This window comes from Colwellia sp. PAMC 20917, from assembly GCF_001767295.1.
Classification (GTDB): domain Bacteria; phylum Pseudomonadota; class Gammaproteobacteria; order Enterobacterales; family Alteromonadaceae; genus Colwellia_A.
This window is the reverse complement of the sequence record NZ_CP014944.1, coordinates 535,476-549,776: the sequence shown is the minus strand read 5'-3', so window position 1 is coordinate 549,776 and position 14,301 is coordinate 535,476. Positions and strand designations below refer to the sequence as shown.

At 37.4% G+C, this 14,301-nt stretch carries 17 protein-coding genes; 5 read left to right on the top strand and 12 right to left on the bottom strand.

The annotated features are described in order from the left end of the window. Positions 1-130 precede the first annotated feature (130 nt). Complete coding sequence (locus A3Q34_RS02410) at positions 131-931, top strand: class II glutamine amidotransferase (protein WP_070373896.1); 801 nt, start codon at positions 131-133, stop codon at positions 929-931. Here the strand turns inward: A3Q34_RS02410 and A3Q34_RS02405 are convergent. From A3Q34_RS02405 to purM, 3 genes are read right to left on the bottom strand one after another with little or no spacing between them, the layout of a single operon-like run. Continuing rightward, entirely contained in the window at positions 928-1,668 is a 741-nt protein-coding gene (locus A3Q34_RS02405) for a DUF3108 domain-containing protein (protein WP_070373895.1), read from the bottom strand. The genes A3Q34_RS02410 and A3Q34_RS02405 overlap by 4 nt on opposite strands. A 27-nt stretch (positions 1,669-1,695) precedes the next feature. Next, positions 1,696-2,367: a phosphoribosylglycinamide formyltransferase gene (purN, locus tag A3Q34_RS02400; protein ID WP_231907417.1), complete on the bottom strand. Its 672-nt coding sequence runs from the start codon at positions 2,365-2,367 to the stop codon at positions 1,696-1,698. 4 nt (positions 2,368-2,371) lie between these two features. After that, a complete protein-coding gene (gene purM, locus A3Q34_RS02395; RefSeq protein WP_070373894.1) occupies positions 2,372-3,418 on the bottom strand; it encodes a phosphoribosylformylglycinamidine cyclo-ligase in 1,047 nt (348 codons plus the stop codon). 159 nt (positions 3,419-3,577) lie between these two features. On the opposite strand from purM, the gene A3Q34_RS02390 reads away from it, so the two are divergent. Further along, positions 3,578-4,750, top strand: a complete 1,173-nt coding sequence (locus A3Q34_RS02390; protein WP_070373893.1) for a DUF2066 domain-containing protein — start codon at positions 3,578-3,580, stop codon at positions 4,748-4,750. Next, a complete protein-coding gene (hda, locus tag A3Q34_RS02385; protein WP_083277869.1) occupies positions 4,750-5,466 on the top strand; it encodes a DnaA regulatory inactivator Hda in 717 nt (238 codons plus the stop codon). The genes A3Q34_RS02390 and hda overlap by 1 nt, the downstream gene beginning before the upstream one ends. Here hda and A3Q34_RS02380 read toward each other — a convergent pair. The 5 genes from A3Q34_RS02380 to A3Q34_RS02360 form a co-directional block, all read right to left on the bottom strand. Next, positions 5,458-7,308, bottom strand: a complete 1,851-nt coding sequence (locus A3Q34_RS02380; protein ID WP_070373891.1) for a hypothetical protein — start codon at positions 7,306-7,308, stop codon at positions 5,458-5,460. The two genes, hda and A3Q34_RS02380, sit on opposite strands and share 9 nt — an antisense overlap. Before the next feature lie 52 nt (positions 7,309-7,360). Beyond that, positions 7,361-7,759, bottom strand: a complete 399-nt coding sequence (locus A3Q34_RS02375) for a DUF2069 domain-containing protein (RefSeq protein ID WP_070373890.1) — start codon at positions 7,757-7,759, stop codon at positions 7,361-7,363. A 64-nt stretch (positions 7,760-7,823) separates the two neighbouring features. Further along, positions 7,824-8,162 carry an arsenate reductase (glutaredoxin) gene (gene arsC, locus A3Q34_RS02370; RefSeq protein ID WP_070373889.1) on the bottom strand — a complete coding sequence of 113 codons (339 nt, stop codon included), beginning with the start codon at positions 8,160-8,162 and terminating at the stop codon, positions 7,824-7,826. A gap of 98 nt (positions 8,163-8,260) precedes the next feature. After that, positions 8,261-9,730 carry a beta-barrel assembly-enhancing protease gene (locus A3Q34_RS02365; RefSeq protein ID WP_070373888.1) on the bottom strand — a complete coding sequence of 490 codons (1,470 nt, stop codon included), beginning with the start codon at positions 9,728-9,730 and terminating at the stop codon, positions 8,261-8,263. Between the two features lie 5 nt (positions 9,731-9,735). Continuing rightward, on the bottom strand, positions 9,736-10,371 hold the full coding sequence (locus tag A3Q34_RS02360; RefSeq protein ID WP_070373887.1) for a hypothetical protein: 636 nt from the start codon (positions 10,369-10,371) through the stop codon (positions 9,736-9,738). 153 nt (positions 10,372-10,524) lie between these two features. Here A3Q34_RS02360 and A3Q34_RS02355 point away from each other — a divergent pair, with 153 nt between their 5' ends. Together A3Q34_RS02355 and A3Q34_RS02350 are read left to right on the top strand one after the other, a co-directional pair. Next, positions 10,525-10,770 (top strand): sulfurtransferase TusA family protein, encoded by a 246-nt coding sequence (locus tag A3Q34_RS02355; protein WP_070373886.1) that lies wholly within the window; start codon positions 10,525-10,527, stop codon positions 10,768-10,770. A 9-nt stretch (positions 10,771-10,779) separates the two neighbouring features. Beyond that, positions 10,780-11,853, top strand: coding sequence for an AI-2E family transporter (locus tag A3Q34_RS02350; RefSeq protein ID WP_070373885.1), 1,074 nt, complete (start codon positions 10,780-10,782; stop codon positions 11,851-11,853). 21 nt (positions 11,854-11,874) lie between these two features. Here the strand turns inward: A3Q34_RS02350 and A3Q34_RS02345 are convergent, their stop codons facing one another. The 4 genes from A3Q34_RS02345 to A3Q34_RS02330 are packed head-to-tail and all read right to left on the bottom strand — an operon-like array spanning position 11,875 to position 14,129. Beyond that, positions 11,875-12,477, bottom strand: a complete 603-nt coding sequence (locus A3Q34_RS02345; RefSeq protein ID WP_070376976.1) for an AAA family ATPase — start codon at positions 12,475-12,477, stop codon at positions 11,875-11,877. Positions 12,478-12,536: 59 nt separating this feature from the next. Further along, on the bottom strand, positions 12,537-13,046 hold the full coding sequence (locus A3Q34_RS02340) for a YgjP-like metallopeptidase domain-containing protein (RefSeq protein WP_070373884.1): 510 nt from the start codon (positions 13,044-13,046) through the stop codon (positions 12,537-12,539). 53 nt (positions 13,047-13,099) lie between these two features. Beyond that, on the bottom strand, positions 13,100-13,579 hold the full coding sequence (gene bcp, locus A3Q34_RS02335; RefSeq protein ID WP_070373883.1) for a thioredoxin-dependent thiol peroxidase: 480 nt from the start codon (positions 13,577-13,579) through the stop codon (positions 13,100-13,102). 22 nt (positions 13,580-13,601) lie between these two features. Then, positions 13,602-14,129 carry a glycine cleavage system protein R gene (locus A3Q34_RS02330; protein ID WP_070373882.1) on the bottom strand — a complete coding sequence of 176 codons (528 nt, stop codon included), beginning with the start codon at positions 14,127-14,129 and terminating at the stop codon, positions 13,602-13,604. Between the last annotated feature and the right edge of the window lie 172 nt (positions 14,130-14,301).

The window sequence follows — 14,301 nt, the reverse complement described above, 5'->3', positions numbered from 1 at the left end:
TAAAGATAAAAATAAAGAGGTCTGACCATGTATTTAGCTTAAATCTATGTACAATAAATTACAAATATATTTATCGTTGTAACCTTATTTATAGGATAATAACGTTAATTATCTATTCGGAAATTAATTTATGTGTGAATTACTGGCAATGAGTGCGAACGTCCCCACTGACATTTGCTTTAGCTTTAGTGGTTTAATGCAGCGTGGTGGAAATACTGGGCCGCATAAGGATGGTTGGGGCATTACTTTTTATGAGGGTAAAGGCTGTCGAAGTTTTAAAGACCCTTTACCAAGTTCACAATCACCGATTGCCGAGTTAGTCACCAATTATCCGATAAAAAGTGAAGCGGTTATTTGTCATATTCGACAAGCAAACTCTGGCGGTATTTCTTTGGAGAATACTCATCCTTTTACCCGTCAAATGTGGGGAAGAAATTGGACTTATGCACATAATGGACAATTGAAGAATGTCCAGGTTGAACTGCCTGTTAAATTACACATTCCTGTTGGGGCTACCGACAGCGAACACGCATTCTGTTGGATCTTAGACCAACTTCATTTTAAGTATGCGGATAAAGAACCAGCAGCAACGGTGCTGTTTAAATTTATCGCCGAGTTGAGTGTCAAAATAAATGCGTTGGGTGTTTTTAATGTCAATATCACCAATGGCCAGTATTTATTTGCTTATTGTGCAAATAACCTACACTGGATAACACGCAGGGCGCCATTTGGTAAAGCCAGTTTGATTGATGCTGAGGTAGTTATTAATTTCACCGAAGAAACCACAGAAAATGATGTAGTTACGGTTATTGCCACTCAGCCATTAACGGATAATGAAACTTGGCACAAAATGACCAAAGGGCAGTGGCACTTATTTTGTCTGGGTGAGTCTATTGCTTCAGGGCAAGAAGTGTTGAAGATTGAACATTAATGTTCTTCAAGTGAAGTCAATTGTGCATCAAACTGTTCAACGTCAGATTTTATTTGTTGTATTTTAACCAGCAAGTAATTTAACTCTGGGGCGAACCAAGCGTAGGTGATTTTTTTCTTTTCAATGACTTCTCTTTTTAATCTAACCGCTTTTATCATACCAAAAGGCAGCATTAATTCATCTTGACCATCATACTGGTAAACATAATTTTTAATTTTACCCGAATGATTCATCACCGGATACACAAAAAGTTTTTGCTCTGGATTTTTAATTAAATTTAAACGATTCTGCAAGTGATAGCTGAGTGAGTCTTGAATATTGACAGGAAAATCAATATTAAGCTCTGAATTGTCTTTGAGGTTTTTCGCAATATTATTCTCAATATTGAACTGCCAAGCATATTCTTTATCAGGTCCGGTGCCGTCTCGTTGAAAATTATATTGCTGAGGTGTCACCTTATGGTGATCGAGTTTTACGAGCGATACTTCTTGACGGTTATCTGAAAATATTAACCATTCAATATCTGTTTTATAACTATATTTAGCTTGTTCAGGTGTTAAGTATTCTAACGTTCTTGTCGCACTACCTAAAATATCAGCAGAACGTATCAAATTATATTTAGCAGTAAAAGGCTGAATAACATGTTGCTCTGCTTGAGCGGTCTTTGCTTCATTGGCGAAAACTAAACTACTCTGTGAGGCTAATACTAGAGCAATACAACATAATTTATTCAGCATTTAATTACCTATCATTTAATATTTTATTTATTCACTCGCATAGCCAGAAGCAGGGAGCGCTTTACCTTCAAAAAGTACTGTATCATTGTGCATAGAAATGCGCTGATTACAACACCATTTTACCACTAAGGGGTAAATTCTATGTTCCTGTTCGTGAACTCTAAGCGCAAGTTCTTCAGCGGTATCACCGGCAAAAATAGGTACTTTCGCTTGTAATATCACTGGGCCACCATCAAGTTCTTCTGTAACATAATGTACACTAACACCATGGTCAGTGTCACCGGCATCAATCGCCCGTTGATGGGTATGGAGACCTTGATACTTAGGTAATAAAGAGGGATGAATATTGATTAACTTACCTTGGTAGTGTTGCACAAACTCAGGTGTTAATATTCTCATAAAACCAGCCAGAACAACAACATCAGCTTGGTATAAATCAATTTTCTTGATCAGCGCTTGGTCGTAAATTTCTCTACTGCTAAAGTCTTTATGAGAAAGAACGCAATGGGCTATGCCAGCGTTTTTAGCGCGAGTTAAGCCAAATACATCGGCTTTATTTGAAATAACCCCAACCACTTTTCCTGGATAATCTGCAGCTTTACAGGCGTCTATTATCGCCTGTAAATTAGTGCCGCCACCAGAGATTAGCACAACAATATTGCTGGTTAAATTATTGTCTTGCATGTTACTTGATGGCATAGAATTAACCTTTATTAATCACAACTTGTTCAGCGCCTGCTTGCATATCAGCGATTTCACCAATGTGCCATGCATTCTCACCGTGAGCCGATAAAATTTCAATACTTTTTGCTAGGTCAGCAGCAGGTACAACAATGATCATCCCAACACCACAGTTGAAGGTACGGTACATTTCGTGGGTAGTAATGTTGCCATTATCTTGCAACCAGTTAAAGATCGCTGGCCACTCCCAGCTGTTACCGTCAATAATGGCTTGAGCACTTTCGGGTAATACACGAGGAATATTTTCCCAAAAACCACCACCTGTGATATGTGATAAGGCATGGATGTCAACTTGCTTATGTAATTCTAAAACAGATTTAACATAAATTTTAGTTGGCTCAATTAAATGATCACCGATTGACTTACCATTTAATAATTCGTTGGTATCAGTCTTATTAACTTCTAATACTTTACGAATTAATGAAAAGCCGTTTGAATGCGCGCCAGAAGAAGCTAAAGCAATTAATTGGTCGCCTGATGCTACTTTTGTACCGTCAATCAAACGTGATTTTTCAGCGATACCGACACAAAAACCAGCGATGTCGTAATCACCCTTATGATACATACCTGGCATTTCAGCGGTTTCACCGCCAACTAAAGCACAGTTTGACAATACACAACCATCAGCAATACCAGCAACAACTGCCGAAGCAACATCTACATCAAGTTTGTCTGTCGCGTAATAATCCAAAAAGAACAAAGGTTCAGCGCCCTGAACGATTAAATCATTGACACACATAGCTACTAAATCAATACCCACGGTATCGTGCTTGTTTAAATCAATTGCTAAGCGTAGTTTTGTACCTACGCCATCTGTTCCCGCAACCATTACAGGTTCTTTATAACCGGTTGGTAATTGGCATACTGAGCCAAAACCACCTAAGCCACTCATCACTTCAGGACGAGTTGTACGTTTTACTGCACCTTTAATGTTTTCTACTAGGGCGTTACCTGCATCTATATCAACGCCAGCATCTTTATAGCTTAGAGACTGTTTTTGTTCGCTCACGGGGGAAACCTCAATTAATTAGCATAAGAACTTTAATGGCGCATTCTACCAGCGCAACGGCGTGGTGAAAATCTTTATAATAAATTATTTTTTATTAGTGTTTAAAATGATTAACACTATGATAAGATCTTATACATAAAAATAATCAACTTAAAAAATATGCTTAGATATCTTATTGTATTAGTTGTTGTTTTAAGTCATTTCTTTGCTTCAATAACCGCTTTGGCTGTTGAAGTTAAAAACTTATACAACGCAAAGGTTATCGTTAACTCACAAACCGACTCAGAGCGAAAACTCGCCTTGCAACAAGCAATGAGCGCGGTCGTGTTAAAAGTGGGGGGACAACAAGCGCTGTTGTCCAACTCGACCATCAAAAGTGGCCTTAGAAATGTCAGTGGCTATGTTGTAAAATACCGTTATCAACGTAATGCAGAGCAGACTGAACTTTTAGTTACTTTTGACGAAAGCAAAATTAATCAGTTGTTTGAAGATGCCAACGCCCCTATTTGGGGAAGTTTACGACCACAAATTTTATTGTGGCTCGTTGAAGAGAATGGTTTACGCCGCACGACTATTTCTAATGCAAGCCACTCGTCTTTTTCCAATAATGCAACACCACAAGAGAGTTACAATTTACCTAATAGTGTCGAACAATTTTCAGCGTTAAGGGGCTTACCTATTTTAATGCCGTTAATGGACTTAACCGATGTAAATACCATCTCTACTTTTGATGTTTGGGGACGCTTTGCCAAACAAGTACAAATGGCATCACTGCGCTACAACCCAGAATCTATTATAATAATTCGTTTATCAAACAGTAGTTTATTACCTCAACAAGAAAGTGATGAACAGGTTGATGATTGCTTTTTATGCCAAAAAGAACGCCAACAATACGCACTAGACTGGAGTTTTATCGCCGATGCCCAAGGCTACAATCGTGATACAATCACCGGACAAATCTTTGGTGAAATCAGCTACGGTGACGCTCCTGACCAGTTATTAAAAACTGCGCTTTCTCTTATTAGTGATATAATTTATCAAAAATATGCTTTAAATAGTGATATTGATAATAATTATATTATTGATGTTGCCAATATATCATCACTAAAAAGCTTTATTGAATTAGAGCGATTTCTTGAACAATTATCATCAGTTAAATCGGTGAAATTACTCAGCGCTTCGGGGGAGAATCGCCGTTTTGAATTGGTTTTAAAGAGTTCAGGACAAGCCTTTCTCGCTTCATTAAAGCTGAATAAGCAATTAGACCTTTTTGTTGACCCACTTGCCGAAAAAGTGGTCGGTGCTGTCCCTGTTTTTTATTGGAAACCCTAGTGAAAGTCACTTCTCAATTAACCTTGTCAGTTCAATTACCCGATGATGAAACGTTTTCAAGTTTCCAAAGTATTGCTAATTATTCGGCAACTGAGCAGTTAAAGTCGTTTATTAAAGCCAGTCAACATTTGGTAGAGTCTGCGCACGTCAATAGTTTTTACTTATTCGGCTTGTCAGGTGTTGGTAAATCACATTTGCTTCATGCCAGTTGTACTTTTGCTGAGAAATTAGGTCTATCATCCGTTTGTTTATCTTTTTCTGAATTAAAACAATTGTCGGTTGAAGTACTTGATGGTTTAGAAAATATTGATTTGATTTGCTTAGATGATGTGCAATTAATTGCTGGAGACAAGCTTTGGCAACAAGCGGTCTTTGATTTATTTAACCGTGTTATTGAGCATAATAAACGCTTGATTATTACTGGAGATCAAAGTGTTTCACAACTGAAACTTGGCCTAGCCGATTTAGTTTCTCGATTATCTTGGGGAATGACAGAGCAAATCAAACCCCTAGATGATGAAGAAAAGTTAATTGCGTTAAAATTTAGAGCGCAACAACGAGGTTTATTATTAAGTGATGAAGTGGCTAAATATTTACTGAGTCACTTATCACGTGAAATGAGTCACTTGATCTTAGCTTTAGCCGAGCTTGACGAAGCATCAATAAGAGAACAACGCAAAATCACCATCCCATTTATTAAAGCTATTTTATTTTAAAGGGCTGGGCTTTTCATAAAATTCATACTGAACAAAGCGTCTATCTTTGGGTTGAGCAGAAACGTTTTGCAACCCTGATTGTTCTTTATTAATTGGGCTTATATTTAAATTGTTAGCCCAACTTTCTCCTGCGTTCATCATGATTGGACTTGGTAAATTATTCACTAAGTTTTCAATATCACTTACTTCCGGCAATATATGACTTACGGCATATAATACCCGAGGTTTAATCTTTTCATCGCCAATACGGCCGCGCTGTCCCCAATTAACGATATAATTTTCATTCGCAATTTTAGGAGCGTTAGTTATAGCGACATCTCGACTAATATCAAAGCGAGTTTTCATCATAAAACCATCAAAAAGCATAGCGTAATCTTCGCGAATACTTGAGTAATTATAAAACTGAGGCGCAGCTTCGCCACTAAAAAACGTTTTAATATCGTTGGGTTGATAAGCGTTTTGTGTATTTGATGCGTCAACCCCCTGAAAACGTACCTGAGCTAAGGCGTACATTTCCTCACCCAGTAAGGGAAGGGTGTTGTTTAGTTGATCAGATTTAAAGCCACTATTATCTGCTATTTGTTGTGCGGCTGATAATATTGTTTGGTCTCGGTTTAAAGCTGACCAACTAGTGCTCGGGAAAATATCGTTGGCATGGGCAAGTTCGTGGTACATCAAAGACGTTAAACTGTATAAAACATCGCTAGGTTGTCGAGTAACCCTGTCATTTTCAGATATAAAAGTAGTGGTGTAATTATTATTTTTTACATAACGCCAAGGCATGGCAAAATTAAGATCACCACCAAAGGACGCTCTATAGTCAGGTGCTTGATTTATGGTATCTCGCTCATCAGGGGTCAACCAAAAATAATTAGCATCCAAGTGAATAGCGCCACTAACCACCCAGTAATATGAGGGTCTGATGTCATAAGAAATGACAATGGCAGTATTTGCTCTTAGTAAATTTTTGAAATCATTGTAGGGGTCGTAATTTTCAAGAAATTCTCGAAACCTTTCTCCCATCCAATAATGAGAAACGATCACTCGGTCCATTATGTCATCAACCGTTGGTGTGGTCGTATCATGTGCAATTAATGGTAAGGTATTAAATGCACATGTTCGCGCAAAGTTAATTTTATTACTATAAACACAATCGACGAGTACATCGGCATAAGACGAGCTTGCAACAAAGGGGAATACCCGAGCCAAACGCTCAGTATAAGCAGTATTATCTGATGTCGAGACAGGTTCAGCATTTTCAACAAGTACCGCTACTTTATCAGAATAGCTTCCTGAGGATACGGTGAATTCTACTACAGTATCCCTCGTAACTTCCGGCGCATTAAAGAATACTGCATAATCACCCTGGGTATTTTCAGCCGTAAAATTGACCTCTGGACCGGCAGTTTGTTGCCAAACTAAACTATCGCTTAACAGCTTACTTGTTAACGAAGCACGCAATGAAACTTTACTACCTTCTAGCGCAGCATGACCCAGACGCGCAGATATCTCTCCTTGTTCATTGGTTACACTAATCGAGTGGCTAAGGGACTCTCTGCTACCATCTTCTTGTGTAAATGAAACATTAAAACTATATGTGCCTGCGGTGTTAGGTGTGAAAGCGATTACCTTGCTGGTGTAGGCTAAAAACACCACGGGTTCGCCAGCCGTCTGCGTCCAAACAATGTTAGTCACCTTATTAGAGGGGGCGAGTAAAACTAATTCGACCGCCTGAGCAATTTTCACTTCATCGTCGACGGTGAAGATTTTAGTGACCTCACCATTATTTCTACAAGCAAATAAAATAGGTATTAGCAGTAATATACGCAGAATATTTTTCATTTTCAGCCCTTAACTATAATGGTGGTTAGGTTATAAAACTTTTATTAAAGCGTTACGCTTTATCTTTAGCTTTTCTTATACTCAAGCCTAGCTCTTGACCCCTGTATTTCGCGTAATAACTACCACCAATAAACATCATCGTGGCAAATATAAGCTCTAATGATGCCCAAACTATATCTGCTGGAGAGACCCACAGCGTGGTTAAACTGTGTAGGAAATAAATCATAACGACAAAGCTCGACCAAGCATAGGTATAAGGATTACCTGCCAGCAAACCCTTTAGAGGAAATAACAGTGGCACAGTGAATAAGCATAAACTTAATATCGGCGACAAACCTTGTGAAGGGTTTAAATAGAGTAGCCAAAGCGGCATAAAAAATAATAAAGAAAAATAGCCAATTAAGGTTATCTTTTTAAATGTTGGTGTTGAAAATCTTTGTGTCTTAGTCATGAAAGCTATCCTGTTGGTTAGCAAATTGTTTCACTAACTTGTTGAATTAAATTTTATATTGAAATTAAAAGAGTGTTAGAACGTTTTCAGGAGGTCGACCAATGATGGCTTTCGTTTGCGTAGTAACAATTGGTCGCTCAATAAGTTTTGGGGTGTTCACCATAGCTTCAATGAGTTGTTTGTCGGTTGCTTGCGCTAATGCTTGTTCTTTAAATTCACTTTCTTTAGTGCGCATCATTTGAATAGGGGAAACATTTAAACGTGATAAAAGTGACTGGATAGTGCTTTCATCCAGTGGTTTTTTTAAATATTCTACAATGCAAACCTCTTGGTTGTTTTCTTCAATCAACGCCAAGGTTTGGCGGCTTTTAGAACAGCGAGGGTTGTGATAAATCGTTAACATGGCTAGATCTCAATGGGTGCTAAAATTAAATGATTTTAAGGGTTAATCGATAGAATAGGCCGTTATAGTACCTATTCTAAACGTTTCTGTAATATGGACTATAGTCTTTTAAGTTTTTGTTCTTGATCTTGAAATTGCAATATTCGTGCTTTGATACGTTTTTCGACTAACGGTTGATTATCTGTAAAATTGTAGCCCGTTTGTAATTCGTCGACCGCACGAGAGTATGCCCCTAAAAGTGCAAATATCTCGCCTTTTGTCGCATGCATCAGTGCTTTTTTATCTTGTTTTTCATAGACCGTCGTTAATATATCATAAGCGATAAAATTACCTGGTTTAACTAACAGGTAGTCTTGTAAAAGTACTTCAGCTTCTGAATATTGACTGTTTTCAACGAGAGCGTTGGCAAAGTTTAAGGTAACAACTTGGTTATTTGGCATCAATAAATTAAGGGCACTGAGCATAGTAAGCGCTTTATTTACTTCTTTTGTTTTAATATAAACATCGGTTAGTGCATCTGCATAGAATAGATTGTTTTTGTCTTCGCTGAGTAATCTTTCAAGTATTTTTTTAGCCGCTTGATACTCTTTATTTTCAAATAATGATAAGGCTAAGCCATAGTCGGCCGCGGCTCTGTAAGTGTAGTTTTGTTTTTTTATACTATCTTCAAAAGTTGCAATGTTTTCTAAGGCCGTTGATTCGTAACGTGCTTGAATACGCGCTTTTGCGAGCGCAAAGTTTAAACTAGGAGCTGAAGGACGACTTTCTAAACCATGAGCACGTACACGGGCTTCGGCAATGCGAGATTCAGGCACCGGATGAGTTAATAGCATTGCTGGTGGCTTTGAAGTATAACGATATTTTACTGCCATTTTTCCAAAAAAATCGGGGGCACCTTGCGGATCAAAACCGCTTTGTGCGAGTAGGGTAATGCCAACACGGTCGGCTTCTTGCTCATTGCCACGGGTAAAATTAATACTTGATTGCTTTGACGCCGCCATTGTTGTGGTTAATGCAGCCATACCAATAGATGGATTAACTAATGCCAGTAATACCCCTGAAATCATCGCTGCAGTGGTTAGCGGTTGATTTCTACTTTGAGCCTCAAGCCTACGGGCTAAGTGACGTTGGGTTACATGAGATATTTCATGACCGATTACCGAGGCTAATTCGCTCTCGGTATCAGCGAGGGTAATTAAGCCACTATGAATGCCAACATGCCCCCCAAAAAAGGCAAAGGCATTGATTTCTTTATTTCTAATGATAAAAAATTCGAAGCTGTAATTAACATCTTGGGCATTCTTGACTAAACGGTTGCCTAAATCGTTAATATATTCAATTAAAACAGGGTCATTGACCAACGGCTGAGAAGCGCGAATATGACGCATCATCGCGTTACCTATCTGGCGTTCTTTATCAACAGATAGAACGCTAAATCCAGCCGTGCCAATTTCAGGAAGTTTGTTTTTATTATTTTCTTGGGAAAAGCCGTACGGGCTAGCAACTAATGTTGTTAATGCGCAGGTAAATAATAATGATTTTATTTTAAGCTTACGTTTATAAGGCAAATTAATTATTCCGTGTTTAGATCCGGTGTATCAAGTAAATCAGCTATCGTGAAGTTTGGTTTTCCTCGATATAACTCTTTACAAAAATCTGCAATGGAATAACCCACTACATCGACTATTTCAAATGATTGACTCAGTTGAGCTATTAGCTCTTGCACACGTTTATGTGAGTACTTTATTAACGCTAAATCTGCAGGATCACCACTTTTAAAAGTAAAAACGATAAAGGAAATTAAACTATTGATCCTAAATAGCATTTGCATGTTTTCGGGTGACCATTGCACAAATGGACATAAGGCACTTTGTGATAATGGTGTATAGAGTCGTTCACCTTTGACTATCGGATAACAGTGAAGTTCATAATTTTGTTCATCATAGCAATGACGTAACGCTATTTTTGGCTTTTGGCTAACCTTTACACTGCTATCGTTATCAGCAGTCGCCTCTAAAAAGGCATAGTTCCAATTACTTTTATCAAATAATTGTTTATAGGCACTATCAAAACCATGCGTTAAAATCCCGTCCATATCACTAATTGAAGATGCCGCCATATGATAAATAGCAGGTACATCACCCCAATTAAGTTTCTTTTTATGGGCAGTAATTTCTTTTAAACTAGCTGTTATCGGTAACTCTTTCATTTCACCTCAGTACTTATTTGCCATCAAATCAAAATAAATAATACAATAACATTGTAATCAATTGTCGCAAATTAGATAATCAAACAAAAGGTTTGTTTACTGTTATTGGTGACAATTGTTGTTATCTGATGATTTTTTAAGTGGTATGTAGTGATGATCTATGAATATGATGCCAGTTCAGAAAAATGTCCTGTGCCATTAGTACAATTGCGATTATTGTTAAAAAAAATGTCGAATGCTGATTTTTGTTTACTGAGAATATCTGACCAAGGCTCTATCAAAGATATTCCTAAACTATTAACGAAACAAGGTTACCACTATAAAGAGTCTTGGCTTGAAAAAAACACCCTTGAACTTTTTATTAGTAAAGCCCCTCAACCCCTTTCATCCAACAGGTAAGTTATATAAATGGTTTCATTATTTTCTCAATGGTATAAGCGTAAGTTTTCTGATCCAAATGCAGTAACTTTATTGGTTATTCTTTTGTGTGCCTTTCTTTTTGTCTTTTTATTTAATAACTTACTTATGCCGGTCTTTGTTGCTATTGCGATCGCTTTTTTATTAGATTTACCTGTCCATCGTCTAGTTCGTCTTGGCTTATCAAGAACATTTGCCGTGGGTATTGTTGTAGCGGGGTTTATCGGCATTTCTTTAGTCGGTATTCTTGGGCTAATGCCGGTTATTTGGCAACAAAGTAGTAATTTATTACAAGAAGTACCGCAAATGGTGTCTCAGGGACAAACCTATTTGTTAACGCTTCCCGAGTTATATCCTGATTTAATTAATGCCGGACAAATAGAAACATTAATTTCTGCCGTCAATGATAAGTTAATTGAATGGGGACAAGTTGCCTTAAAAGCTTCTCTTAATTCTATTTCTGATATTGTTGCTTTGATGATTTACTTAATTTTAGTGCCGTTAATGGTGTTCTTCTTTCTAAAAGATAAAAAAGTATTAATTTCAAATTTCACCTCATTTCTTCCCAAAGAACGTTTAATGGCGACGAAAGTAGGCGATGAGATGTATCAACAAATTATGAATTATATTCGTGGTAAGGTGATTGAAATCCTTATTGTGGGTGCTGCATCGACCATAGCTTTTATCGTCCTGGGTCTAAATTATGCGGTATTACTTGGTGTTTTAGTGGGGTTGTCGGTACTTGTGCCGTATGTAGGCGCTACCATCGTCACTTTTCCTGTCTTGTTGGTGGCTTTATTTCAATTTGGCACCGGTAGCGAATTCGGTTATGTAATGATAGCTTACGGTATTATTCAAGCTATTGATGGCAATATTATTGTGCCATTATTATTTTCAGAGGCGGTAAATCTCCATCCAGTAACGATTATTGTTGCTGTTATTTTATTTGGCGGCATGTGGGGTTTCTGGGGAATATTCTTTGCTATTCCCCTGGCAACCTTAGTTAAAGCCGTTTTAAATGCTTGGCCATCAAATAGTGATTATCCTGAACAGGGTACCGTCTAAAGAGGTCCTTTAAGGTAAACTTTACCCTGAGTCTTTTTGATACTGCTCGATAATTTTTTCAATGGTCGTGATACCAAACATAACTTTATTGATAAAAGATTCAGCACTGTGAATTAAGTTAAAATTAGGATGTTGTGACCAAATAGTCTGTAGCTTATCGTCAAGAATGATAGCCGCTTTTTCTGATTCATTACGAATGGGATTATTACTTTTGATACTTTCACCTGACTTTGCTGCACTTTCAAAAAAAATGACCGCATCGTAACGTGCTAACTCATCAGTAAGTGTGCTATCCATCGCTTGGAAAAACTCATCATCATTGCCTGGCCAATAAGCTAGGCCGTCTAAAGAGCCTCGGTCACATAAAATAATACTGTGCTCAAAAGTCGCTCGTTGAATATCTTCTAAATGTTTTTGCAAATTAAAAATAGCAGTTTGTTGTGTTTTTAGTACATGATTATTATTTGAACGAGCAATGCCGCCACTGAAAATCATCGTTGCTGCTTCGGGGACGGTCGCTATTTTTCCTGAAAATTCACGGCGAATAAGATCAATCGCGGTGGTTTTACCGCCGCCAGGGCCGCCAGTAAGAACGATACGTTTTTTTACATGAGTAATATTCATCAGCATTTATTATAAGGATATTTTCATTACTGTAGCTTGCGTTAAAATAGGCTTCAAGCTTAATTGTAAATATCGCCAAATAACTCTACTTGGGTCAAGTAAATGCGTAAATCTAGCTCTACTTGGTGATAATCTGCTTGCATATGCTGACAAAGTTTATAGAAATTTTTGTTATGATCTTTTTCTTTTAAATGGGCAAGTTCGTGAACTACGATCATTTGCAAAAATGTTTCAGGCGTTTTTTTAAATAAAGCGCCAATGCGTATTTCATTTTTACTTTTCAGCTTACTGCCTTGAACCCTTGATACATAAGTGTGCAAGCCTAATGCGTTATTAATAACATGAATTTTATCGTCGTACTTTATTTGGCTTAATGGTTCAGATTTTTTTAAGTACTGATTTTTAATATCCATCACATAGCTGCGCAGGGCTTTATCGTTATATATTTGATGGGTAACTGGGTATTTTGCTAACAAATACGCAGATAACTTCTTAGCCGTTATCATTGCTTGTACTTTATGTTGAATATCTAAAGAATAGGCTGAAAGGTATTTTAAAGGAGCAGGCATTATAGCATTCTATTTATGCGGCTAGCCTAAAACAAATAAGCTAGCCGTTACGGTTAATTTTTAGTCGTTAGGGTTAAAACGTCTAAAACAACTTCATGGTGGTTTTTTGTCTTGAATTTATTAAATACGTGACTAATTTTGCCATTTAAGCCAATTAAAAAACTTAAACGATGGATGCCGTCGTATTCTTTACCCATAAATTTTTTCAATCCCCATACGCCAAAGGCGTCAGCAACACTGTGATCAACATCTGACAATAACGTGAAGTTTAATGCATCGCGCTGACAAAACTTAATTAACTTCTTCGGTTCGTCGGGACTAATGCCAAAGACTATTGTATTTAATTGTTCAAGTTCGCTTTTACTGTCTCTTAGCCCCTGTGCTTGCACAGTACAGCCTGGGGTCATGGCTTTAGGATAAAAATAGACCAGTACTTGTTTTTTACCAATATAATCAGCTAAAGCGACTTTATCGCTATTTTCATCAAGTAAAGTAAATAGTGGTGCGGTTTCGCCAACAGTTATTGTTTTCATGGGTATCCTGCTTGTATGTAGTTTATATAAGGTTTGAATTCACTTTTTTAATGCAGCCTTGCACATCAACTTGTTCGCAGAGTTCAAAGTAGTCGCTTTCTAGCTGTGCAATACTTGTGTCTTCGGTTAAAGCTATTAATATGGTCGCGCGCATTTGATTAGTGACGGGGTCAATTTCTGATTTTAACGATGATAAGTCAATATTGCGAGTGGCAAAAAATGCGGTCACCGCTTTTAATAAACCAGGTTGGTCGATACCGGCATAATCAACTTGATAATGATGGGTGAACTCTCTTTTTTTATAACCAGAGGTTCTTTTCATCATGGTGGTTAATTCAAGCTTGACTGCTACGCCAGGTAACTTATTTTCAATTTGATTAATCGCTTTCGCACTGCCACTTAATAACATAATCAAAGAAAACTCTAGGCCAAATATCGCCATTCTACTGTCAATAATATTACAGCCACATTTACTCGCTAGCTTCGTAAGCTCACTAACACTTCCTGTTCTGTCTGCACCCATTGCTGTGAGTACTAAATATTGAGACATAGTTAGCCTAAGTAGTTTAAAAAAGTCGCTATTGTAACGTATTTAAAGCAGATAAAAACCGCTATTAAAGCGAGAATATATTTATTTGTTATTTTTCGAGTTGAATTCTTGTGTTTGTAAAAACAGCCAAGTACCATGGTGCCCATTAATTTGTCTGATAGTATACTTGTAT

What these genes read in the sequence shown, in the direction of transcription:
- A3Q34_RS02410 (WP_070373896.1), top strand. Translation starts at nt 131, where the DNA reads ATGTGTGAATTACTGGCAATGAGTGCGAACGTCCCCACTGACATTTGC.
- A3Q34_RS02405 (WP_070373895.1), bottom strand. Translation starts at nt 1,668, where the DNA reads ATGCTGAATAAATTATGTTGTATTGCTCTAGTATTAGCCTCACAGAGT.
- purN (WP_231907417.1), bottom strand. Translation starts at nt 2,367, where the DNA reads ATGCCATCAAGTAACATGCAAGACAATAATTTAACCAGCAATATTGTT.
- A3Q34_RS02390 (WP_070373893.1), top strand. Translation starts at nt 3,578, where the DNA reads ATGCTTAGATATCTTATTGTATTAGTTGTTGTTTTAAGTCATTTCTTT.
- A3Q34_RS02380 (WP_070373891.1), bottom strand. Translation starts at nt 7,308, where the DNA reads ATGAAAAATATTCTGCGTATATTACTGCTAATACCTATTTTATTTGCT.
- A3Q34_RS02375 (WP_070373890.1), bottom strand. Translation starts at nt 7,759, where the DNA reads ATGACTAAGACACAAAGATTTTCAACACCAACATTTAAAAAGATAACC.
- arsC (WP_070373889.1), bottom strand. Translation starts at nt 8,162, where the DNA reads ATGTTAACGATTTATCACAACCCTCGCTGTTCTAAAAGCCGCCAAACC.
- A3Q34_RS02360 (WP_070373887.1), bottom strand. Translation starts at nt 10,371, where the DNA reads ATGAAAGAGTTACCGATAACAGCTAGTTTAAAAGAAATTACTGCCCAT.
- A3Q34_RS02355 (WP_070373886.1), top strand. Translation starts at nt 10,525, where the DNA reads ATGATCTATGAATATGATGCCAGTTCAGAAAAATGTCCTGTGCCATTA.
- A3Q34_RS02350 (WP_070373885.1), top strand. Translation starts at nt 10,780, where the DNA reads ATGGTTTCATTATTTTCTCAATGGTATAAGCGTAAGTTTTCTGATCCA.
- A3Q34_RS02345 (WP_070376976.1), bottom strand. Translation starts at nt 12,477, where the DNA reads ATGAATATTACTCATGTAAAAAAACGTATCGTTCTTACTGGCGGCCCT.
- A3Q34_RS02340 (WP_070373884.1), bottom strand. Translation starts at nt 13,046, where the DNA reads ATGCCTGCTCCTTTAAAATACCTTTCAGCCTATTCTTTAGATATTCAA.
- bcp (WP_070373883.1), bottom strand. Translation starts at nt 13,579, where the DNA reads ATGAAAACAATAACTGTTGGCGAAACCGCACCACTATTTACTTTACTT.
- A3Q34_RS02330 (WP_070373882.1), bottom strand. Translation starts at nt 14,129, where the DNA reads ATGTCTCAATATTTAGTACTCACAGCAATGGGTGCAGACAGAACAGGA.